The sequence below is a fragment of the Pyxidicoccus xibeiensis genome (assembly GCF_024198175.1).
Classification (GTDB): domain Bacteria; phylum Myxococcota; class Myxococcia; order Myxococcales; family Myxococcaceae; genus Myxococcus; species Myxococcus xibeiensis.
On sequence record NZ_JAJVKV010000002.1, the window covers coordinates 421375 to 446275 of the forward strand.

3 protein-coding genes are annotated in these 24901 nt (G+C 72.8%); all 3 read left to right on the top strand.

Annotated elements, in window-relative coordinates:
* Positions 1–9 precede the first annotated feature (9 nt).
* Genes LXT23_RS09805 through LXT23_RS09815 form a run of 3 tightly spaced genes read left to right on the top strand, consistent with a single transcriptional unit; the run spans position 10 to position 24856 of the window.
* On the top strand, positions 10–1167 hold the full coding sequence (locus tag LXT23_RS09805; protein ID WP_253979846.1) for an MDR/zinc-dependent alcohol dehydrogenase-like family protein: 1158 nt from the start codon (positions 10–12) through the stop codon (positions 1165–1167).
* A 17-nt stretch (positions 1168–1184) separates the two neighbouring features.
* Positions 1185–19742: a type I polyketide synthase gene (locus tag LXT23_RS09810; RefSeq protein ID WP_253979847.1), complete on the top strand. Its 18558-nt coding sequence runs from the start codon at positions 1185–1187 to the stop codon at positions 19740–19742.
* The gene (locus LXT23_RS09815) at positions 19739–24856 is read left to right on the top strand and encodes a type I polyketide synthase (protein ID WP_253979848.1); all 5118 of its coding nucleotides are present in this window, start codon (positions 19739–19741) and stop codon (positions 24854–24856) included. Before LXT23_RS09810 ends, LXT23_RS09815 begins: the two co-directional genes overlap by 4 nt.
* Positions 24857–24901: the final 45 nt, after the last annotated feature.

Consider the following 24901-nt stretch of genomic DNA (forward strand, 5'->3'; position numbering starts at 1 on the left):
GGGAGAGACGTGAGCCAGAACGCGAAGGCGTGGTTCCTCTACGCAGCAGACGCGGCGAGCGTGGGCCGTCCGGCCGAGCTCGTCTACGGTGACCTCACGCTGCCGGACCCCGGTCCGCGCGACGTGCTCGTCGAGCCGCTCTACGGCTCCTGGGAGGGCAACATGGGCCACTGCGTCGAGCGCAAGCCCATCGACGTTGCCCGGTTCCGCGGCGAGGAGCGCGTCGTCATCGGCAACGCGGGCGTCGTGCGCGTGCTGAGCGTGGGCGCCGAGGTGCAGGGCTGGAAGGAGGGGCAGTGCGCGCTCATCCTCCCCGACGCGGCGCTGGACCCCTGGGGCTACCCGATGAAGGCGTTCGCGTACGACATGGCGGGGACGACGGGCTTCCTGTCCACGCGCATGGTGCTTCCGGCGCGTGACCTCGTGCCGCTGCCCGAGAAGACCCGGTACTCCTACGCCCAGTGGGCAGCGTTCTCCGCGCGCTACACCACGGCGTGGTCCAACTGGCGGCTGGCGTTCGGGACGTACCGGCTGATGGTGCCCCACGAGCGCAACCCCTCGCCCCAGGTCTGGGGCTGGGGCGGAGGGACCACGCTCGCGGAGCTGGACCTCGCGCGCAGGCATGGCTGCACCACGGTGATGATGTCGGCGTCGGACGAGCGGCTCGCGCTCATCCGCCAGAGTGGCATCACCGCGCTCGACCGGCGTCGGTTCGGCGACCTCTACTACGACGAGCTGCGCGCGGGGACCGACAGCGCGTACCGCCGTGCGTACCAGCAGGCGGAGGCCGCATTCCTCCGCGAGGTGGAGGAGCGCACCGACAAGCGGATGGTGCAGATCTTCGTCGACTACATCGGCACGCCCTTCTTCCGCGTCACGCGGCGGGTGCTCTCGCGCGAGGGCGTCATCACCACCGCCGGCTGGAAGGAGGGCATGGCCACCTCCTTCATGCGCGCTACCGAGTGCATCGAGCGCCACCAGTACATCCACACGCACATGTGCACGCGCGAGGAAGTCGTCGCGGCCATCGAATACGGCGAGCGGGAGGGCTGGATGCCCACCATCGACGCGCGGATTCACGCGTTCGATGAAGTGCCCGCGCTGTCCCAGAAGTTTCTCGAAGGCAACGTCGGGTTCTTCCCGGTGTTTGCGGTGAACCCGGAATGAGGCCACCGGTGGGAGACATGCAGAGGTCGCAGCTCGAGGGCTGGCTGCGCGCGCAGCTGGGAGGGCTGCTCGGGGTGGCGCCGGACGCGCTGGACCCGACGGCGCGCTTCAAGACGCTCGGGCTCGACTCCGCGCGCGCCACCGAGCTCGTGGCCCGGCTGTCCGCGCACCTGCAGCGCGCGCTGCCGCCGACGCTCGCGTGGGAATACCCGACGCTCGAGCGGCTCGCCGCCCACCTGTCCGCGAGCACGGGCGCGGGCCCGTCCGTGAAGGCGCCGGTGGCCGAAGGGGCCCGGGCCTCCGGGGAGGACGAGCCCATCGCCATCGTCGGCGTCGGCTGCCGGTTCCCTGGCGGTGCGAATTCGCCCGAGGCGTACTGGGAGCTGTTGCGCAGTGGCACGGACGCCATTGGCGAGGTGCCCCCGGACCGCTGGAGCCTCCCTGAGTACTTCAGCCCGGACCTCGCCGCTCCCGGGAAGATGAGCACCCGGTGGGGCGGGTTCCTGGACGGGGTGGACCGGTTCGACCCGCACTTCTTCGGCATCAACGCGCGTGAAGCCGCACAGATGGACCCGCAGCAGCGGCTCGCGCTCGAGCTGGCATGGGAGGCGCTGGAGGACGCGAACATCGTCCCCGAGTCGCTGCGCGAGAGCCCCACCGGCGTCTATCTCGGCGCGATGTGGAGTGACTACGCCCGTCTGGCCGGCGAGCGGCAGGTGGACCCGTACACGGCCACGGGCCAGGACACCAGCATCCTCGCGGGCCGCCTGTCGTATGTGCTCGGGCTCCGCGGGCCGAGCCTGGTGGTCAACACCGCGTGCTCCTCGTCGCTCGTCGCGCTGCACCTGGCGTGTCAGGGGCTGCGGAGCGGTGAGGCGAGCGTGGCGCTCGCGGGCGGCATCAGCCTCATCCTGTCCCCGCTCAGCACGGTGGCGATGTCCAAGTTCGGCGCGATGGCGCCGGACGGGCGCTGCAAGGCATTCGACGCACGCGCCAACGGCTACGTGCGCAGCGAGGGTGGGGGCGTGGTGGTGCTCAAGGCGCTCTCCCGCGCCCTGCGCGACGGCGACCGCATCTACTGCGTGGTGCGCGGCACCGCCATCAACAACGACGGCTTCTCCAACGGCCTCACCGCGCCGAGCCCACAGGCGCAGGAGGCAGTCCTGCGCGAGGCATACGCGCGCGCAGGCGTGCCGCCGGAGAAGGTTCACTTCGTGGAGGCCCACGGGCCGGGGACTGCGCTGGGGGACCCCATCGAGGCCGGCGCACTGGGCGCCGTGCTCGGAGCGGGGCGGGGGCCGGAGCAGCCGCTGCGCATCGGCTCGGTGAAGACGAACCTGGGGCACCTGGAGGCCGCCGCCGGCATGGCCGGCCTGACCAAGGTCGCGCTGCAGCTCCAACGCCGCGCGCTGGTGAAGAACCTCCACTTCGAGACGCCCAGCCCGCACATCGACTTCGAGCGGCTCAAGCTGAAGGTCCAGACCGAGCGCGAGCCCTGGCCGGTGACGGGCGAGGTGCCGGCCTCAGGGGTGAGCTCGTTCGGCTTCGGCGGGACGAACGCGCACGCCGTGCTGGAGGCTGGCCCCGCGAGCCCCGCCACGCTGCTGGCGCTCGGTGCCCCGGACGCGCAGACGCTGCGACGCCGCGTGCTGGAGCTCCTGGACGCTGTTTCGGGGCTCCACGAGACGGAAGAGCTCCGAGGCGTGGCCAGGGCAGCGGGTCTCTCGCTCGCGGAGGGCCCGGCGCGAGCGGCGTTCGTTGCTCGAGGCCCTGGCGAGCTGGTGGAGTTGCTGTCCGCGCGCCTCCGGGACGGCCGCACCGTGGCGGTGAGTGGCGCCCCCCACGTGTGTCTCCTGTTCCCGGGCCATGGCGCGCAGTGGGTGGGCATGGGCCGGGACCTCCTGGCCTCTTCCGCACGCTTCCGTGCCGAGCTGGAGGCGTGCGACCGGCTGTTCCAGCCGCTCGCGGGCTGGTCCCTGCTCGACGAGCTGGTAGCTCCGCCGTCGCGCTCGCGCCTGGCGGAGGTGGATGTCGTCCAGGCGGTGCTGTTCGGCATCGAGGTGGCGCTCGCGGCGCTGTGGCGCTCCTTCGGCGTGCATGCGGACTCGGTCGTCGGGCACAGCGTGGGCGAGGTCGCCGCGGCCCACGTCGCGGGCATCCTGTCGCTGGAAGACGCGGTGAAGGTCATCCACGAGCGCGGGGTCCTCACGCGTGAGCTGGCGGGGAAGGGCGGGATGGTGTGGCTCGCGCTGGGGGCGCAGGACGCCCTGGCGCTCGTGCGCGAGCTTGGCGTGGAGCTGGTGCTCGGCGCGGAGAACGGCCCGCGCTCCAGCGTGTTGTCCGGTGGAGAGGCGGCCCTCGCGACGCTGCTCGCAGCGCTCGCGTCGCGCGGGATTCGCGGTGGCCGCGTGAACATCGCGTTCGCGTCGCACAGCCCGCAGATGGACGTGCTGCTCGCCCGGTTCGAGGAGCGGCTCGCCGGGATTCGGCCTCGCGAGCGCCGTGTGGAGATGGTGTCCACCGTCACGGGCGCCGCGCTCGCCGGGCCCGAGTGCAATGCGGCCTACTGGGCGAGGAACCTGCGGCAGCAGGTGCGCTTCTCCGCCGCCATCGGCACGGTGCTCGCGCGCCCAGGGGCGCTCTGCGTGGAGGTGAGCCCGCACGCGACGCTCGAGCGTCTCGTCCAGGAGAACAGCCCGAAAGGCGCCGCCACGCCCGTCTTCGCGTCGTTCCGGCGCGGCGAGGACGCGCTCGGGGGCCTCCTTTCCACGCTCGGGGCGCTGTACGAGCGGGGCGTGTCGCCCGATTGGGACGGCGTCTATCCGGGTGTACGTGCTCAGCCGCTGCCCGAGGCGCTCCGGGCGCAACGGCCGGACGTGGACGCGCCGGCAGGGCCCGCGGTGGTGCTGCCCTTGTCCGCGAAGAGCCCGGGCTCGCTGCGCCTGCTCGCGCAGCGCTTTGGCGAACTCCTCCGCTCGCCCGAGGGCGAGTCGCCCGTGGACCTCGCGTTCACCGCGGGGGTGAAGCGCACGCACCACGAGCTGCGGGTGGCCGTGACGGGGCGCACCCGCCGCGAGCTGGCGGGGGCGCTGGAGGCGTGGCTCGCCACCGACGAGGACTCCGTGAAGCCTCCTCCCGGGCGGCGGCCCCGCGTCGCCTTCGTCTTCCCGGGACAGGGCTCGCAGTGGGTCGGGATGGCCGTCCGGCTGATGCAGGAGGAGGCCGTCTTCCATGACGCGCTTCATCGGTGCGACGCGGCCATCCTGAAGATCGCGGGCTGGTCGCTGCTCGAGGAGCTGCGCTCGCCCGAGCAGACGTCCCGCCTCACCGGCGACGTGGAGGTGATTCAGCCGGCGCTCTTCTCCGTGCAGGTGGCGCTGGCCGCCCAGTGGCGCGCGTGGGGCGTGGAGCCGGCCGCGGTGGTGGGCCATAGCATGGGCGAGGTGGGCGCGGCGCACGTCGCTGGCGTGCTGTCACTGGAGGACGCAGTCCGCATCATCTGCGCGCGCAGCCGGCTGGCGAAGCGCACCAGCGGCCACGGTGCGATGGCGCTGATGGAGCTGAGCGCTGACGCGCTGGGGCCGCACCTGGCCCCCGTCGGAGACAAGGTCTCGGTGGCGGCGATCAACGGGCCCTCGACGACGCTCGTCTCGGGCGAGGCGGACGCCGTCGACGCGCTGCTCGCGACGCTCGAGGCGCAGGGTGTCTTCTGCCGCCGCGTGAAGGTGGACTACGCGTCTCACAGCCCTCAGATGGATGCGCTCCGGGAGGACATGCTCGGCGAGCTGGGCTCCGTGCGCGCGCAAGCGGGGACCGTGCCCATCCGCTCGACGGTCACCGACGCGTGGACGGACGGGCGCGAGATGTCCGGCGCGTACTGGTTCGACAACATCCGCCTGCCGGTCCAGTTCTATCCGGCGGTGCGTGCGCTGGTGGAGGAGGGCTTCGACGCCATTGTCGAGCTCAGCCCGCATCCGGTCCTCATCCCTGCCCTCGAGCAGAGCGTGCGCCACCTCGGCTCCGCGGCGCGGGTGCTCGCCTCGCTTCGGCGCGGTCAGGACGAGCGGAGTGAGCTGCTCGCGGCGTTGGCGGTGCTGTATGCCCGCGGAGTCGACGTCGCGTTCGAGCGGCTCTCGCCACCGGGCGCCCGGGCCGTGTCGCTTCCCACCTATCCCTGGGACAAGGCCCGGTATTGGCTCGAGCCCGCGACGGGGGAGGCAGGGCCGACGCACGCGCTGCAGGGTCGGCGCGTGCAGAGCCCCGGGCGCGATGCGCTCTTCGTGTGCCCGGTAGGCGTCGAACATCAGCCGTACCTCGCGGACCACCGCGTCTTCGGCGACGTCGTGGTGCCGGGGGCCTTCTACGTCACGGCGCTGGTGTCCGCGGCCACGGAGGTGCTCGCCGGGACGGAGGTGACGCTCGAGCAGGTGGAGATTCCACGGGCCCTGCCCCTCACGGGAGGGCGCTCGGAGCGCCTCCACCTGCTGCTCACGCCGGACGAGGCCGGTGCGACGCACGACGTCTCGGCGTCCACGGCGGGCGCGGACCCGGAGGAGCCCTGGAGGCGGCACGCGCGAGCGCGACTGACGCAGGGCAGGGTGCTCGGGAATGGTGAGTCCCTGGCTGTCGTGCAGGCACGTTGCCGTCGCGAGGCGGACCCCGAGCGGTTCTATGCAGACCTCGCGGAGCGTGGGATTGAGCTGCACCCGCGGTTCCAGGGCATCGGCCAGCTGTGGCTCTCAGAGGCGCAGGCGCTCGCGAGGCTCGAGCCCGATGCGGAGCTGGACCTTCATGGGGCACCGCTTCACCCGGTCGAGCTGGACGCGTGCATCCAGACGTTGATTGCGGCAGCGCCCGAGCTGGAGGCAGGGAAGGCCTTCGTTCCCTTCGCGTTGGAGCGGCTGACCGTGAGCAGTGGCGCCGGACGGCCGGCCTTCTGCCACGCTGTCGTGCGCACGAGCTCGGGCGAGGCCTGCCTCGGAGACCTGCGCGTCTTCGACGAAGCAGGGAGGGTCGTCGCCGAGGTGGAAGGACTTCAGCTCAAGCAGGCCGCGCGGGAGCAGTTCGGGGCAGCGCAGGAGGCCGTCGAGACGGAGACGGCGCTGGAAGTCACCTGGCTGCGGCAGGACCGGGCGAAAGCGGCGGCACGCGAGCCGGGGCGGTGGGTGCTGTGTGCCAACGAGGCGGGCCCTGCCGACGCGCTGGCACAGGCGCTCCGCTCGCACGGTGCCGACGAGGTGCTGCGGCTCCCCCTGTCGGGCGGCGACGTCTCAGCGGCGCTTGAGGGAATGCTGCGCGGTGTGGTGGTGATGGCGGGCCACAGCTCCGACGCGGAGGCCTTCGGCTCGGCCGTCGCCTGCATCCGGGCGCTGGCCCGGGCCGCGCGCCGGGATCCGCCGCGCCTCTATCTGGTGACGCGGGCGACCCAGCAGGCCCCGGGGGACGAGGTAGTCCTGCCGGAGCTCGCGGTGCTCTGGGGGCTCGGTCGCACGGTGGCCTACGAGCACCCGGAGTTTCGGTGCGCCCGGGTGGACCTTCCCGCCTCGCCGCTCGAGACAGAGGCGGACGCCCTCGCGGCCGAGCTCCTCTCCGACGACGCGGAGGAAGAGGTCGCGCTGCGTACCACGGGCCGCCACGTAGGCCGGCTGGTGCGGGCCACGCGCCGGGTGCTGCCACCTCCGACGCTCGTTGGTGATGCCACGTACCTCGTCACCGGTGGTCTCGGCGGTCTCGGGCTGCTTGCCGCGCGGTGGCTCGTCGAGAACGGGGCGCGCCACCTGGCGCTCGCAGGGCGGAGCGGCACGCACACGGCGCAGCAGCGTGAGGCCATCCGCGCGCTCGAGCAGGAAGGCGCCACCGTCCATCTGCTGTCCTGCGACGTCTCCGACGCTGCCCAGGTGGAGCGGCTGTTCTCGGACCTCGCACGACAGCTGCCTCCGCTCAAGGGCGTCATCCACGCGGCGGGCGTGCTCGAGGACGCGCTCCTCGTGGGCCAGGACGTCGAGCTGTACCGCCGTGTGGCCGCCGCGAAGGTGCTCGGTGCGTACCAACTCCACCGCTTCACCCGTGACCTCCCGCTGGACTTCTTCGTCCTCTATTCCTCGGTGACGTCCGTCCTCGGCTCGCCGGGCCAGGCGAACTACGCCGCGGCGAATGCCTCGCTGGATGCGCTCGCACGGCACCGCCGGACGCTGGGACTCCCGGCACTGAGCATCAACTGGGGACCGTTCGCCGACGTGGGGCTCGCGGCGGCCCAGGAGAATCGTGGCGCGCGGCTGGCCTCACGAGGGCTGCGCAGCTACTCCGCGGGCGAGGCCATGACGCTGCTCGGGCGCGCGCTCGGAGTGCGCGGTGCGCAGGCCATCGTCGCGGACCTCGACGAGCGGCAGTGGATGGAGTTCTACCCGCAGGCCGCGGGCTCGTCGTGGCTGCGGGGACTGCTGGCGCCGCGCAGTGCGCGGCCTTCCCCGAAGTCGAGCCGCGCGGTGCTGCAGCGGCTCGCGGCGGCCGAGCCCTCCAAGCGCCCCGCGCTGCTCGAGGAGTGGCTGCGTGAGCTGCTGGCGCAGGTGCTGCGAATCGAAAGCCGCTCCATCGCGGCCGATGCCCCCTTCAAGACGCTCGGCCTGGACTCGCTGGTCGGGCTCGAGCTTCGCAACCGGCTCGAGGCCGCGCTGGGGCAGCGGCTCCCGGCGACGCTCGTCTGGACCTACCCGAACCTCGGCGCGCTCGCTGGCTACCTCTCGACGCGCGTCGAGGTGGAGCTCGCGGTGCGCGTGGAGGCTGCCGCCAGCACCGCTGCACTCCCTGCCACCGGGGCCGCTGCCGTGCAGCCGAGTATGGACGGTATCGCCATCATCGGCATGGGCTGCCGCTTCCCGGGCGGCGGAGTGGACCCCGAGTCGTACTGGCGCGCGCTGTCGCAAGGGGTGGATGCGGTGAAGCCGCTGCCTCCGTCTCGCTGGCCCAGCGGGCGGATGCCGCTCGCGCCCGGGGGGCAGTACGCGGCCCTGCTCGACGACGTCGAGGGCTTCGACGCCGCGTTCTTTGGCATCTCCTCGCGCGAGGCGATGGCGATGGACCCGCAGCAGCGCCTGCTGCTCGAGGTGGCGTGGGAGGCGCTCGAGGACGCGCACCAACTGCCCGAGCGGCTCGTGGGATCCAAGACGGGAGTGTTCGTCGGGCTGATGAACGACGACTACAACCTCGAGGGGCTCGCGCTGGCGCCGCAGGAGCGCGACGTCTACTCGACCACCGGCAACGGCCACAGCTTCGCGGCGGGGCGGCTGTCGTACACGCTCGGGCTGCAGGGCCCTTCGCTCTCGGTCGACACCGCGTGTTCGTCCTCCGCGGTGGCGGTGCACCTCGCGTGTCAGAGCCTCAAGTCCGGAGAGAGTGCGCTCGCGCTTGCCGGCGGCGTCAACCTCATCCTCTCGCCGCACTCGATGGACATGGTGGCGAGGACGCAGGCGCTGTCGCCGGACGGGCGCTGCCGCACGTTCGACGCGCGTGCGAACGGCTTCGTGCGGGGCGAGGGGTGCGGCGTCCTCGTGCTCAAGCGGCTCCAGGACGCGCTCGCGGACGGCGACCCCATCTGGGCCGTCATCCGCGGCTCCGCGGTGAATCAGGACGGGCGCTCCACCGGGCTCACCGTGCCCAACGTCCTCTCCCAGCGAGCGCTGCTCCAGGACGCGCTGAAGAACGCGCGCGTCGCGCCAGCCGAGGTCGGCTACGTGGAGGCGCACGGCACGGGCACGTCGCTCGGAGACCCCATCGAGTTCGAGGCGCTCAAGGACGTCCTCGGACAGCCGCGCTCCGACGGGCAGCCGTGTGTGCTCGGCTCCGTGAAGACGAACATCGGGCACCTCGAGTCCGCAGCCGGCGTGGCCGGGGTCATCAAGGCGGTGCTCGCGCTCAAGCACGGCGTACTTCCGAGGCACCTGCACTTCCAGGCGCTCAACCCGCGCATGTCGCTGGAGGGGACGCCGTTCGTCATCCCGACGGAGGAGCTGCGCTGGCCCGAGGGGGAACGGCGCCGCATCGCTGGCGTCTCGTCGTTTGGCCTCAGCGGGACCAATGCGCACCTGGTCCTCGAGGAGGCACCGCGCCCCGCCACGGAGCCCCCGTCGGCCGGCAGCCCCGCTGCCTTCCTGTTGGCGCTGTCCGGTCGCAGCCCGGCGGCACTGACCTCATTGGCGGCCCGCTACGCGCGCCATCTCGAGTCCACGCCCGCCACGGACGTGTGCTTCACCGCCGCGACGCGGCGGACGCATCACGCGCATCGGCTCGCCGTGGTTGGCAGGACGCCGGAGGAGCTGAGGCAGCGCCTCGAAGCTCTGGCGGCGGGCGGGTCACCGGCGTTCTGCTCGCGCAGCCCCGGCGAGCGGCCCACGGGCCTGCGAGTCTGGGTCTTCCCGGGCCAGGGCAGCCAGTGGGTCGGGATGGGGCGTCAGCTCCTGGATCGCGAGCCTGCGTTCCGCTCCGCGCTGGAGGCCACCGCGCGCGTGCTCCAGCCGCTCACCGGCTGGGACGCGGTGGTGTTGCTGCGCGCGCCGGACCTGGCGGCGCAGCTCGAGCGGGTCGAGGTGGTGCAGCCGCTCCTGTTCGCCATGCAGGTGGCGCTCGCCGCGCAGTGGCGGGCATGGGGCGTGGAGCCGGACGTCGTGCTCGGACACTCGATGGGTGAGGTCGCGGCGGCGCACGTGGCAGGGGCGCTCTCGCTCGAGGACGCGGCGCGCATCATCTGCGTGCGCAGCGCCGCGGTGGCCAGGGTGCAGGGACAGGGCGGGATGGCGCTGGTCGAGCTCGGCCGAGAGGCCGCCGAAGCGCGGCTGCGCGGGTACGAAGACCGCCTCGCGGTGGCCGCGGACAACGGGCCACGCACCAGCGTGCTCTCGGGTGACCTGGAGGCGCTCGACGAGGTGCTCGCGGGTCTGGAGAAGGACGGCGTCTTCTGCCGCAAGGTGAAGGTGACGTACGGCTCCCACAGCCCGCAGATGGATGCCCTGAAGGCCCCGCTGCTGGCGCAGCTCACGGGCGTCACGCCGCGGCGCGCACAGGTGCCGATGCTCTCGTCCGTCACCGGGCAGCGCGTGGCAGGGGAGGAGCTGACGGCGACGTACTGGGTGGACAACCTGCGCGAGCCGGTGCGCTTCTGGGGGGCGGTGCAGGCGCTCGCGCGGGAGGGCTGCGCGTCGTTCCTCGAGGTCAGCCCGCATCCGGTGCTGTTGCCGGCCATCCGGGAGGGGCTCAGCTCGCTCGGCGTGGAGGCGGCGGACCTGTCCACGCTCAGGCGCGACGACGACGAGTCCGTTTCGATGCTCGCGGCGCTGGGAGCTGCGTATGCGCTGGGGCACCCCGTCCGGTTGGAGGCGCTGTTCGGCGAGGGTGCGAAGCCCGTCCCGCTCCCTGGCTACCCGTGGGACCGCAAGCGTTTCTGGTGGAGCGCCCCGCGCGCCGTGGACCGCGTAGAAGCCGCCGCCGTGGAAGCGGGCAGCGCGCTACACGGCAGGCGCGTGAGTAGCCCCGGGCGCGAAGTCCTCTTTGTGTCGAGCGTGGGCACGGCGAGGCAGCCGTACCTCGGCGAGCACCGCGTCCACGACCAGCTCATCGTTCCGGGCGCGTACCACCTGGCCGCCGTCATGAGCGCCGCTGCCGAGTCCTTCGGCGCCACCGCGCTGACGTTGGAGCAGGCCGAGCTGCCGCAGCCGCTGCTCCTTGCCGAAGGGGAGACGGCGCGTCTGCACGTGCTGCTGACGCCCGACGCACAGGGCTCCGCCCACACGTTCTCCACTGCGAGCACGGCCTCGGACACCTTCCTCACGCACGCCAGGGGCACCGTCAGCGTCGGAGCGCAGGTCGGAGCTTCCGAGCCGCTCGAGGCCGTCCGCACCCGGTGCACGGAGGAGGCGCAGACCGCGCAGCTGTACGAAGAGCTGACGAGTCGCGGCATCGGGCTCGGGCCCTCGTTCCAATCGGTGCGACAGCTGTGGCGCGCTCCTGGCGAGGCGCTCGGAAGGCTCGAGCTCGCGGAGCCCGAGCGCGGGAGCCTGCTGCACCCGCTGGAGCTGGATGGGTGCCTGCAGACGCTGGTCGCCGCGGCGCCCTCGCTCCCAGCGGGCCAGGCATTCATTCCCTTCGCGCTCGAGCGGCTGCGCTTCTTCGGCCGCGGCGGAGGCCCGCGCTTCTGCCACGCGGTGCTGCGCAGCGTCTCCGAGGAGGCGTGTGTCGGCAGCCTCCGCGCCTTCGACGAGGCCGGCGAGCTGGTGCTGGAATTCGAGGGGTTGCAGCTCAAGCGCGCGGACCCGGCGGCCCTGCGGAGCGACGCCCGTGCGTGGCAGCAGTGGGCATGGGAGATGGGCTGGGAGCAGGCCGCTCCGCCGACAGCGCGGACGCAGGGCGGCCGGTACTGGCTGCACGGTGACGGCTCGGAGCTCACGGACGACGTCCGGCGCGCACTCGAAGCGGCTGGCGCGCACGTGGAGCGTCTTGACGTTGCGGCGAGCGCCGAGCGTCTGCGCCGCGAAGGGGAGGGGCTGAGTGGAGTCGTCGTCGTGCCTGACGGCGGGGAAGGGACGTACGCCGCTGCGTACACGACGGCGCTCTCCTGGATGCAGGCGCTTGGCGGGGCCGAGCTCAGGGACGTGCCGCGCCTGTGGGTGGTCACGCAAGGCACGCAGCAGGTGCGGCCGAGCGACGCGGTCCGTCCCGACGGAGCCGTGGCGTGGGGGCTCGCGCGCACCGTGGCCTACGAGCATCCCGAGCTGCACTGCATGCGGGTGGACGTGGAGGGCCGGCCAGGTGATGGCGCCCAGGTCGCCAGGGAAGTGCTGGCAGCAGGCCCCGACGAAGAGGTGGCGCTGCGGGAGGGCGCGCGTTTCGTGGGACGGCTCCGGCGGATCCGCCGAGGCGGCGCACCGCGCACGTTGCACCTCGACCCTGCGGGCGTCTACCTGGTGACCGGCGGCCTCGGCGGGCTGGGGCTCGAGGCGGCGCGGTGGCTCGTGGCCCGGGGCGCGCGGAACCTGGTGCTCCTTGGCCGCGAGGGCGCGCGGACGCCCGAGCAGCAGCAGGCCGTCACCGCGCTCGGAGTCCAGGTCGAAGTGGCGCGCGTGGACGTCGCGGACGAGGCGGAGCTCACGCGGCTCCTGGAGCGACTCGGCGAGCGGCTGCGCGGCGTGGTGCATGCGGCAGGTGTCATCGACGACGCGCTCCTCGAGGCCCAGGACGCCGCGCACTTCGAGCGCGTGGCGCGCCCGAAGGTGCAGGGGGTGAGGCTCCTGGACCGGTTGACGCGGCGGCACGCGCTCGACTTCTTCGTCGCATACTCGTCCGTGGCGTCGGTCCTGGGCTCACCCGGTCAGGGCAACTACGCCGCGGCCAACGCCTACGTGGACGCGGTGTGCCTCGCACGGCGCGCCCAGGGCTTGCCGGCCGTGAGCATCAACTGGGGCCCGTTCTCGGGCGTCGGGCTGGCTGCGGCCGAGGAGCAGCGTGGACGGCGGCTGGCGGCGCGCGGACTGCGGAGCTTCGCCCCCGAGGAAGGGACGGCCCTGCTCGACGGCATCCTCGGGGCCGACCAAGGACAGCTCGCACTGATGGACCTCGATGGGCGGCAGTGGCGCGAGTTCTACCCGCAGGTGGCGGCGAGCCGGCGGCTGGCGGACCTCTTCCAGGGCACCGCGCAGGCCACCTCGGCGCCCTCCGCGCAGGGGGCCGCGGTGCTCCTGCCGTCGCTGCGTCGCGCCCAGTCGGGCCAGCGGCCCGCGCTCATGGAACAGTTCGTGCGCGAGCAGCTGGGCCAGGTGCTGCGGCACGACGACATCCAGGCTATCGCGCGCGGCACGCCCCTGCGCAGCCTGGGGCTGGACTCGTTGATGGCGCTCGAGCTGCGCAACCGGCTCGAGGCAGGCCTCGGGCTCAAGCTTCCGGCGACGGTCGCGTTCTCGGTTCCGCACCTCGCGGGGTTGGTGGAGCACCTGCTCGGCCGCGTGGCCGGGTCGCTCGCGGAGGAGTCCGGAGCGGTGCCCAGCGCCCCCTCCCCGAAGCCCGCGCCCACCACTCCCTCTGCCCGGGAGTCCATCGCCATCGTGGGGCTCGGGTGTCGCTTCCCGGGCGGCGCGAAGGATCCGGAGTCCTACTGGCAGCTTCTCGAGAACGGCGTGGATGCGGTGAAGGAGATTCCCGCCTCCAGGTGGCCCGGAGGGCGGACGCCCGCGCACGCGGGTGCACGGTGGGCGGCGCTGCTGGAGGCGGTGGACGGCTTCGATGCGGGGTTCTTCGGCGTCTCACCGCGTGAAGCGGCCGGGTTGGACCCGCAGCACCGCCTGCTGCTCGAAGTCGCCTGGGAGGCGCTCGAGCACGGGCACCAGGTCCCGGACCGGCTCGTGGGCAGCAAGACCGGCGTCTTCGTCGGCATCATGAGCCAGGACTACAACCTGCGGACGCTCGCGCTGCCGGCGAACCAGCTCGACATCTACTCGAGCACCGGCAACGGGCACGCGTTCGCCGCGGGCCGCATCTCCTACCTGCTCGGGCTGCAGGGCCCGTGCCTCTCGGTGGATACCGCGTGCTCCTCGTCGCTCGTGGCGCTCCACCTGGCATGTCAGAGCCTGCGCAGCGGCGAGAGTGACCTCGCGCTCGCGGGGGGCGTGAACCTCATCCTGTCGCCGCTGTCGATGGAGGTGGTTGCGCGCACGCAGGCGCTGTCGCCGGACGGCCGCTGCCGCGCATTCGACGCGCGCGCGAACGGCTTCGTGCGCGGCGAGGGCTGCGGTGTGGTGGTCCTCAAGCGGCTCTCGGATGCCGTGCGAGACGGGGACCGCGTCTGGGCGGTGGTGAAGGGCTCGGCGGTGAACCAGGACGGGCAGTCCAGCGGGCTCACGGCGCCGAACGGACGCGCCCAGGAGTCCCTCCTGCGCACGGCCCTGGAGGCCGCGGGCGTGAAGCCGGAGCACGTGGGGTACGTGGAGGCTCACGGGACCGGCACGTCGCTCGGCGACCCCATCGAGTTCGAGGCCCTCGCCAACGTGCTCGGAGGAGCGCGGAGCGACGGCTCCGTCTGCACCATCGGCTCGGTGAAGACGAACCTCGGGCACCTGGAGGCCGCAGCGGGGATGGCGGGCCTCATCAAGGCGGTGCTCGCGCTGCAGCACGAGGAGATCCCGAAGCAGCTGCACTTCGAGGCGCTCAACCCGCGCATGACGCTGGAGGGCACTCCGTTCGCCATCGCCTCCGCGCCGCGGGCCTGGCGAAAGGGGACTCAGCCGAGGGTCGCGGGGGTGAGCTCGTTTGGCTTGAGCGGGACCAACGCACACGTGCTGCTCGAGGAGCCGCCGTCGCAGGTGCCCGTGGCCAGCGCAGCGGTCCAAGACGGCGCGCTCCTGCTGCCGCTCTCCGCGAAGACCGAGCCGGCGCTCCGTGAACGGGCGCTCGCGTTCTCACGTCACGTCTCGGGCGCGGACCGCGCGAGGCTTCGGGACCTCTGCGCTACGGCGGGGGCGCGGCGCAGTCACCACACCCACCGCTTCGCGGTCGTCGGCACGAGCGCGGAGGAGCTGGGTGAGCGGCTCGAGGCGCTCGCACGAGGGGAGTCCCGTCCGGGATGCGCGCGGGGAGCCGGCGCACTCACGGGCCGTGGAACTGTGTTCGTGTTCCCGGGGCAGGGGAGCCAGTGGGTCGGGATGGGGCGCCGGTTGATGGCGGAGGCCCCCTTCCGTGAAGCGCTCTCGCGCTGCGCCGAGGCGCTCAGGCCGCACGTGGGGTGGGACCTCCTCGAGGTGCTCGCGTCCGAGGGGCTGCCCGCGCTGCTGGAGCGGGTCGAGGTGGTGCAGCCGCTGCTCTTCGCGATGCAGGTGTCCCTGGCGGCGCAGTGGCGCGCGTGGGGCCTGACGCCGGATGCAGTGGTGGGGCACAGCATGGGCGAGGTCGCCGCCGCGCACGTGGCGGGCGCGCTCTCGCTCGAGGACGCGGCGCGCATCATCTGCCTGCGCAGCGCGGCGGTCACAACCGTCGAGGGGCGGGGCGGCATGGCGCTGGTCGAGCTGTCGCGTGAGCAGCTCGAGCCGCGGCTGAAGGGCCAGGAGTCACTGCTCTCAGTCGCAGCCCAGAACGGGCCGAGGTCGAGCGTCGTCTCGGGCGACGTGGAGGCGCTGGAGGCGCTGCTCGCGCGCCTCGAAGCGGAGGGCATCTTCTGCCGCCGGGTGAAGGTGACGTACGCGTCACACAGCCCTCAGATGGAGCCGCTCACGTCCGGGCTGCTTGCCGGCCTTCGTGGCCTCCAGCCGATGCCGGCGCAGGTGCCGATGCTGTCCACCGTGACGGGCGAGTACGTGCGCGGCGACGAGCTCAACGCGGAATACTGGACGCGCAACCTGCGCCAGCCCGTGGCCTTCTGGGACGTCGTCCAACGCCTGGTTCGGGAAGGGCATGGCACGTTCGTCGAGGTGAGCCCGCATCCGGTGCTCGTACCGGCGCTCGAGGAAGGGCTCGGCTCGCTGGGCCAGCGCGCCCTGGCGTTCCCCACGGCGAAGCGCGACGAGGACGAGCGCGCGGCGATGCTGGCCACGCTCGGCGGACTCTACGCCGCCGGCCAGCCCGTGGCGTTCGAGCAGCTCGGCTCGGGCGGCGCCTCCCTGGCCGACCTCCCCGCGTACCCGTGGCAGCGCGAGCGCTTCTGGCTCGAGGACGAGGACGCGTCCGCGCGCGAAGGCGCGGAGGCAGGGGGCCATCCGTTGCTCGGGCGCCACCTGGAGGCCGTCGGTCGCCGTCACTACTTCGCGGCGGAGCTGCGCCTGGCGCGACTGCCGTTCCTCTCGGACCATCGTGTCGATGGCAGCGTGGTGTTCCCAGGGGCGGGCTACGTCGAGATGGCGCTCGCCGCGGCGGAGCCGGTCCTCGGGGCGCCTGGCGCGCTTGTCGACGTGCGCTTCGAGCAGGTGCTCACGTTGACCGAGGCGCCGGTGTCCACGCAGGTGGTGGTGGGCCCCGCGGGCGAGGGCCGCTTCGAGTTCGAGGTCTTCGCCAGGACGTCGCAGACGGAGGCCTGGACGCGTCACGCGCGCGGCGTGCTGAAGGCCCGTGGCACGCCGGCGGCTTCGGCCGTGAGCACGCTCGACGCGCTGCGCAGCCGCTGCCGCGAGCCCGTTGCGGCCGGAGCCCACTACGAGGCACTGGCGCGGCTGGGGCTCGAATACGGCCCTGCGTTCCAGGGCGTTCTCGAGCTGTGGCGCGGAGAACGCGAGGCGCTCGCGCGCGTCCGCCTGCCGGAGGCGCTGGCCACGGCAGAGGGGCCCTACCACATGCATCCAGCGCTCCTGGATGCGCTCCTCCAGGTCGCCGGTGGGCTCGCGAAGCCGGCGGAGGGAATGCGCGCCCTGCCGGTCGGAATCTCGCGGCTGGAGCGCGGCGCCGCGCTCGAAGGCGAGGTCCTCTGCCACGCGGTGTGCCGCGCGAGCGACACGCACGGTATGCGCGTGGACGTCTTCGCGTACCGGCCGACGGGCGAGCGCCTCCTGGAGGTCGAAGGGCTGCTCATCCGCTACCTGCCGGGCCAGAAGCGCGACGCGCTCGGCGACACGCTCTACGCCGTGGAGTGGGACGCGCAGCCCGCCAGCACGGCCCGTGCAGAGGTGCAGGCGCAGACCTGGCTCATCCTCGCGGACCAGGGCGGGACGGCGGAGGCGCTCGCGCAGCGGCTCGAGGCGCGCGGCCAGCGGTGTCTGCTCGCCTTCCGGAGCGCTCGGTCGTCCGTGCCGGAGCACGGTCGCCGTGAGCTCGACGTCTCTGACGCGGAGGGTCTGGAGCGCCTGGTGAAGGAGGCGTTTGCGTCAGCGCCTCCGCTGGCCGGGGTGGTTCATGCCTGGTCGCTGGATGCCGCGGGTGCCGAGGACCTCGGTGCCGAGTCGCTCGAAGAGGCGCAGCAGTTGGGGGCGCAGAGTGCGCTCCGGCTGGTGCAGGCGCTCGCGCGAGCGGGTCGCCGGGACCCTCCAAAGCTGTGGCTCCTGACCGCGGGCGTGCATCCGCTGGACGCCTCCCCGGGGCTCGCCGTCGCGCAGGCGCCGCTGTGGGGGCTGGCTCGCACCCTCGGGCACGAGCTCCCGGAGCTGAGGACGTCCTGTCTGGACCTGTCCCCCAGGCCGTCGGCACTGGAGCTGGAGGCGCTCGAGCGGGAGCTCCTGGACGGGGATGGCCGCGAGGACCAGCTCGTCCTTAGCGGTGACGCGCGGTATGTGGCGCGCCTGAAGCGGTCCGTCCCATCGGCGCCGCCCCGGGCTGTCGTGCGGTCCGCGGACTTGCCGTTCCGTGTCGAGACGGCCCGGCCCGGCGTGCTCGACGAGGTGGCCTTCCGTATGTCCGGGCGCAAGCCCCCGGGCGAGGGCCAGGTGGAGATCGAGGTCCGCGCCGCGGGGCTCAACTTCCTCGACGTCCTGTTCGCGCTCGGGATGATGGAGGACGACACCGGCCAGGCTTCGGGCGGGCCTCCACTGGGCTTCGAGTGCGCGGGACGCATCAGCGCCGTCGGAAAGGGCGTGAGCGGCCTCGAGGTGGGACATCGAGTCGTCGGCATCGCCCCGCGCGCGTTCGACTCGTTCGTCACGACGTCCAGCCAGCTCGTCGCGCCACTTCCGAGCGGGATGCGCATGGAGGACGCGGCCGCCATCCCTGTGGCCTTCCTGACCGCGTGGTACGCGCTGGAGCACGTGGGGCGGCTGCGCGCGGGCGAGCGGGTCCTCATCCATGCCGCTGCGGGCGGGGTAGGGCTCGCGGCCGTTCAGGTCGCGCAGCTCGCAGGCGCGGAGATCTTCGCGACCGCGGGCACCGAGGAGAAGCGGGCGCTCCTGCGCTCCATGGGCATCCAGCACGTGATGGACTCCCGCTCGCTGGCGTTCGCGGACGAGGTGCGGGCGCGCACGGGCGGCGAGGGCGTGGACGTGGTGCTCAACTCGCTTTCAGGCGAGTTCATCCCCGCGAGCTTCGGCGTGCTGCGCGACTACGGCCGCTTCGTGGAGATTGGCAAGCGCGACTACGTCCAGGACCATCCCCTGGGGCTCAAGCCGTTCCTGCGGCAGCTGAGCTTCACGCTGGTGGACCTCCGCTCGATGACCCGGGCCCGCCCCGCGCTCGTCCAGCGGCTGCTGGCGGAGGTCCTGGACCGCTTCGCCTCTGGCGCCTTCCGTCTGCCGCCCGTCAAGGTCCTGCCCGTCTCGCGCGTGGCCGAGGCGATGCGCGCGATGGCGCAGGGCGAGCACGTCGGGAAGCTGGTGCTGTCGTTCGACCGCGAGAGCGCCCCTTCGACGGTGCTGCCTGCGGCGGCGTCCGGGGCGGCCATCCGTCCCGACGGCACGTACCTGTTGACCGGTGGAGCAGGCGGCGTGGGGCTCCAGCTGGCGCGCTCCCTGGTCGCGCAGGGCGCGAGGAGCCTGGTGCTCCTCGGGCGCAGCGAGCCGCCCGCCGGAGCGCTCCAGGTAGCGGAGGAGCTTCGCGCCTCGGGGGCGAGGGTGGAGTTCGCGCACGCCGACGTGGCCGACGCGGGCGCACTGGCGGCGGTCCTCGCGGACCTCCGACAGCGCCTGCCTCCCCTCCGGGGCGTCATCCATGCGGCGGCGGTCCTCGACGACGCGACCCTGCTGCGGCTCACCCCCGAGCAGATGCGCCGGGTCGCGGCGCCGAAGATTCTCGGCGCCTGGAACCTGCACGCCCTCACACGAGGGGACGAGCTCGGCTGCTTCGTCCTGTGCTCGTCGGTGGCGTCGGTGCTCGGCTCGCCGGGCCAGGGCAACTACTGCGCCGCGAACGCGTTCCTCGATGCGCTCGCGCACCACCGGCGCTCGCTCGGCCTGCCGGGCCTGAGCATCAACTACGGCCCGTGGGCGGAGGTGGGGCTCGCCGCCGCTCAGTCCAACCGGGGTGCACGCCTCGCCATGAGCGGCGTCGAGAGCTTCACGCCGCAGCAGGGCGCGGAGGTCTTCGCGCGGCTGCTGACGGGAGCCGCCGCGCAGGTGAGCGCCATGCGGCTCAATGTCCGCCAGTGGCGCGAGTCCCACCTGGCGTCCGCGCGCTCGCCGTTCCTGGCTGCGCTGCTCGAGGAGGCCCAGGGCGGAGCTTCCGCGTCGGGCGGCACGTGGCGAGAGCAGCTGCTCGGGCATCCGGCGGGAGACCGCTCGCGGGTGCTGGAGAGCTACCTGCAGGAACAACTCGGGCGCGTGTTGCGCTGCGCGCCGTCGCGCATCGAGCCGTCGGCGCCGTTCAAGAACCTCGGCGTGGACTCGCTCATGGCCATCGAATTCCGCAACCGGCTGGAGGGCGGGCTGGGCGTGGGCCTCAGTACGTCCATCGTCTGGCAATACCCGAACGTCTCGGCGCTCGCGGTCCGCCTGGCGGCGCTGCTCGAAGTCCCCCTCGAGAATGCAGCACCGCAGGCTGCCGGGCTGCCCGCTGCCATCGCCGCGCCCGCGGGCGCGAACGACACCACGACCGAAGCTCCGGCGGCGCAGGTCTCCGAAGCAGGAGCCGCGCGCATCCTGTCGGCGCTTCGCAAGCTCAAGAAGAAATCCCCCACGGAGGGTGAGTCGCAATGAATGAAGCGCTACAGGCCATCTCGGACATCCTGGCGGAGCTGACACCCGAGGACCGCGCCGCGCTCGCTGCGATGGTGGGGAAGGCTCCGAGCCCCATCGCCATCGTCGGCATCGGTTGTCGCTTCCCGGGCGGCGCCGACGACCCCGAGCGCTTCTGGGAGTTCCTGCGCGCGGGGACAGACGCCGTGCGCGAAGTCCCGCGCGAGCGCTGGAACGTGGACGACTACTACGACCCGGACCCCCAGGCGCCCGGGAAGATGGTCACCCGGTACGGCACGTTCCTCGACGAGGTGGACCGGTTCGACGCGCCGTTCTTCGAAATCTCCGGGCGTGAGGCGCAGCTGATGGACCCGCAGCAGCGGCTGCTGCTCCAGGTGGGCTGGGAGGCACTGGAGAGCGCGGGTCTGCCGCCGGAGGGCCTCAAGGGGCGCGCGGTGGGCGTTTTCGTCGGCAGCTGCACCCATGACTACGAGATCCTCGCGCAGCGCCGCGGTCCGGAGCGCTTCGAAGCCCACTCGGTGACGGGCGGGATGTCGAGCGTGCTGGCCGGCCGCCTGTCGCACTTCCTCGGGCTTCACGGCCCCAGCCTCACGGTGGACACCGCGTGCTCGTCCTCACTCGTTGCGCTCCACCTGGCGTGTCAGAGCCTGCGCGGCGGTGAGTCCGACGTGGCGCTCGCAGCGGGGGTGAACCTGCTCCTGGCGCCCGAGAGCATGGTGATGTTGTCGCGACTGGGCGCCCTGTCTCCGGATGGCCGCTGCAAGTCGTTCGATATCCGCGCAAACGGGTTCGCGCGCGGCGAGGGCTGCGGGGTCGTCGTCCTCAAGCGACTGCCGGATGCACTCGCGGCGGAGGACCGCATCTTCGCGGTGATTCGCGGCTCCGCCGTCAACCACGACGGGCGCAGCACGGGGCTCGCGGCGCCGAACGCGCAGGCGCAGAAGGCGGTGATTACCGAGGCGCTCTCGAACGCGGGCGTGAGGCCTGAGCAGGTGGGCTACATCGAGGCGCACGGGACGGGGACACCGCTCGGGGACCCCATCGAGGTGGACGCGCTCAAGGAGCTGTTCGCGAGCCGGAAGGACGGCTCGAAGTGCGGGCTCGGGTCCGTGAAGACCAACCTGGGGCACCTGGAGGCGGCGGCGGGAATCGCCGGAATCATCAAGGCGGCGCTGTCGCTGCAGCACGAGGCCATCCCCCCACACCTGCACTTCACCGAGCTGAACCCGCGCATCCAGCTGGCGGGGTCGCCGTTCAGCATCCCGACGTCGCTTCAGCCGTGGAAGCGTGCGAGCGCCCCAAGAATCGCGGGCGTGAGCTCCTTCGGGTTGTCTGGCACCAACGCGCACATCGTGCTGGAGGAGGCGCCCGTGCGCGAGCAGCGCCCGGTGTCCGCGGGCCGGCCGGTGCAACTGCTGACCCTCTCGGCGAAGTCGTCCGCGTCCCTCCGGGAGCTCGCGCGTCGCTACGCCGCGCTGCTCGAGGCTTCGGGCGGGGCGGCGCTCGCGGACGTCGCGCGGTCTACGCACCTGGGACGCGCGCTGCTCTCGCACCGCCTGGCGGTGGTGGCGGAGAGGCGGGAAGAGGCCCAGGAAGCGCTCAGCGCGTTCGCGACGGGAAAGCCCTCGCCCACGGTGGTGTCCGGTGAGGCGTCCGCGTCGCGGCGGCCGCGGGTGGCGTTCCTCTTCACGGGCGAGCTCGCGCCGCTCACCGCCACGGGACGAACACTCTACGAGACCGAACCCGTGTACCGCGAAGCCGTGGAGCGCTGCGCACGACTGCTCGGGCCAGCGCTCGGGGCCGACGTGACGAAGGCGCTGCTCGGCCGGGGCTCGCTCGAACACACGTCCATCGTTCAGCCTGCGCTGTTCATCATGCAGTACGCGCTGGCCGAGCTGTGGGCGTCCCTTGGCGTGCGTCCGGAGGGGGTGCTCGGATTCGGAGCCAGCGAGCTCTCCGCCGCGTGTGTCGCGGGCGTGCTGAGCCTCGAGGATGCGCTGAGGCTCGCAGTCGAGCGAGGGGCGGGTGCGGCGGCGCAGGTGCGCTTCAGCCCACCGCGCTGCGTGTTCGCATCGACCGTGACGGGCGCGGTGGCGGCGCCCGGAGTGGTGGCGCACGCCGACTACTGGCGCCGGCAGGCGGGTGAGCCCGTGCGCTTCCCGCAAGCGCTGGAGGCACTGCGCGGCGCCGGGTTCGACACGTTCGTGGAGCTGGGACGGCAACCGGCGCTCATCGACCTGGGACGCAAGTGCCTTCCCGATGCGGCGGCGGTGACGTGGGTCGCGTCGCTGAAACCAGGGCGAGAGGAGGCACGAGGGATGCTCGAGGGGCTCGGGGAGCTCATCGCACGAGGCGTGCAGGTGGACCTCTCCGGCCTCCACCGGGGCGAGCGCGGCCCGCGCGTTCCGCTACCCACCTACCCATTCGCCAGGGAGCGCTACTGGTTGGAGGAGGCAGCGGCGGGGCAGGGGCCTCACCGCCAGGGTGCTCGCACCACGGGATTCCTCGGCACGCGGCGCGAGCTCGCAGGGGACGCCGTCTGCTTCGAGGCGAGCTGGAGGGGTTCCGAGGTCCCCTTCGCGAAGGAGCACCGGTTCGACGGCGGGCCCGCGTTCCCCTCCGCGGCTCAGCTGGTACGAGTGCACCGGGCCGCCGCACAGGTGATGGGCGGCGAGCTCGTCGAGGTGCAGCGCGTCCGGCTCCAGGCGCCACTGGCCGTGACGGACGCGCCCGGCGAACTCCAGAGCCAGCTGGTGCTCACCCCGACGAAGGACGGCTACGCGTTCGAGATCGCAAGCGCGCGCACGCCCGATGGAGACCTGCCGCCCGAGTGGAAGCGGCATGCCTCGGGGACGCTGTCATTCCCTCGAGGCTCCCCCGGGCCTGCGCCGGCCATCGCGACGGATGGGAACGAAGGGGCACGGCTCGGCGCCGAGCAGGTAGCCGCGCAGCTCCGGACGTGGGGGCATGAGCCCGGCCGACGACTGGAGTCCGTGTGGTCGAACGGGCGCGAGGTGGTGGCGCAGCTGCGCGCCGGGGGTGACGGGACGGGGTGGGACCCGCTTCTCCTCGAGACGTCGTTGCTGGCCGCCGCCTTCGTGAACGCCCCAGCCGAGGCTCGGGCGTTCTTCCCCGGCGAGCTTGCAAGTCTGGTCTTCGGCAGGCCGGCAGCGCCGGGCGACTTGCTGACGTGCACGGTGCGTCGGACAGCTGACGCCACTGCGGACGTGTGGCTCACGGATGGGAAGGGCCAGACCCGGCTGGAGGCAAGGGGCCTTCGCCTCGAGTGGATTGCGCGCGAGCGGCTGCCTTCCGCGCTGCGGAAGCGCGCCAGCGAGTCCGTGTACGAAGTGCGCTGGAGCCCTGCCGCCATCCCGCAGCAGGCCGAGGCCCCCGCGGGTGCCTGGTTGTTGCTAGCGGATGAAGGTGGCGTGGCGGACGCGCTCGCGGCGCACATTCGCGGCACGCCATCCGCCTCGGTCGTCATGGTCCGCCCGGGCGAGGCGTTCAGCGAAGGGGCCTGCGGCTTCCGAGTCCGCCCCGGTAAGGCTGCGGATTACACCCGCGTGCTCGAAGCGCTCCAGGCGGCCGGCGGGCCGCCGCTGACGCGCGTGGTGCACCTGTGGGCGCTGGACAGCCGGGAGGAGGAAGGCGCACTCAGCGAGGGGGCGAGCCGCGTCTCCTGGCCGGTGGTGGCGCTGGTTCAGGCACTCGCCAAAGCCAGCACGCGAGCTCGCGTGCACGTCGTGACGCGAGGGGCGCAGGCTGTCCATGCTGGCGAGTTGCCCACCCCCGCGCAGGCGGCGCTGTGGGGGCTGGGACGCGTCGTGGCGGATGAGCTCGCGTCACTGTGGGGAGGGATGCTGGACCTGGAGGCTCCGGGTGTCCCGGAGGACGCCGAGTGGCTGTACCGCGCGGTGCTCGGCGGCAGCTGGGCGCAAGGTGCCGCGCTCCGCGGTGGGGGCTGGCATACGCCACGGCTCGCGCGCACAGAATCGGTGCACGCAGCGCCGGTGACGTTCCGACGGGACGCGAGCTACCTGCTGACGGGAGGCGCCGGCGCGCTGGGGCGGGCCGTTGCCACGTGGATGGCGGACCAGGGCGCACGCTGTCTCGTCCTCGCGGGGCGGAGTGCCGGCAGCCAGGAGGCGCTCGCGCTCGAGCAGGAGCTCGCGGCGCGTGGTGTCCGTGTCGTGCTGGAGCGTGCCGACGTGGCTCGCCGCGAAGAGGTGCAGGCGCTGTTGTCACGGATGGCGGCGCGGCTGCCGCCGCTCCGGGGCGTGGTGCACGCAGCGGGCGTGTTGGAGGACGCGCTGCTGGTGAACCAGGACCCTTCCACGTTCGCGCGGGTGCTGGCCCCCAAGGTGGCCGGCGCGGTCCACCTCGATGAGCTCACGCGGCAGCGGCCGTTGGACTTCTTCGTGAGCTTCTCGTCCATCGCGGCGCTGCTCGGAAATGCGGGGCAGGGTGCGTATGCCGCGGCGAACTCCTTCCTCGACGCCTTCGCCGCAACCCAGCGTGCGCGGGGGCTCCCGGCGCTCACGGTGAGCTGGGGGACGTGGCAGGTCGGCATGGCCGCGACCGCTGCTGCGACGCGCAAGCACTGGCTCCAGGCCATGGCCCCCGAGCTCGGCGTCGACATCCTCGGACGTCTGATGCGCGGCGACCGCGCGTGGGCGCTCGCCATGACCGCGGACTGGTCCTGCTACGAGGACGGGAACGCGGTGCGGGCGCTCCTGGTGGAGGACCTGACGCCAGGTGGAGCGGCGAAGTCGACTCCGACTCCGCAGGTGCAAAGCCCCGTGGCGTCCACGGAGCCTCCGCTCGTGAGCGCACTGCGCCAGGTCGCTTCGACACGGCACGAGGAGTTCCTGCTGGACCACGTGAACCGGATCGTCCGCACCGTGCTCCTGCTGGACGAGGCCATCCCCGTCTCGCCCACGCGGAATCTGGACGAGCTCGGGCTGGACTCACTGCTCGCGGTGGACCTGGTGAATGCGCTGCGTGCCGAGACGGGCCTGCCACTCCCCGTCACCTTGCCCATGGAGCACCCGAACACCGCCGCCATTGCTCGCTACATCCACCGGAGCCTGGAGGCGTCAGCCGCGACGTAGGACGTGTGGCCAGGCTCTGCGGGAGCCTCACGGCGCTCACCGTGA

Bases quoted from the DNA above. Each gene is read 5' to 3' on its own strand.
- LXT23_RS09810 (WP_253979847.1), top strand. From the start codon at position 1,185: ATGCAGAGGTCGCAGCTCGAGGGCTGGCTGCGCGCGCAGCTGGGAGGG.
- LXT23_RS09815 (WP_253979848.1), top strand. From the start codon at position 19,739: ATGAATGAAGCGCTACAGGCCATCTCGGACATCCTGGCGGAGCTGACA.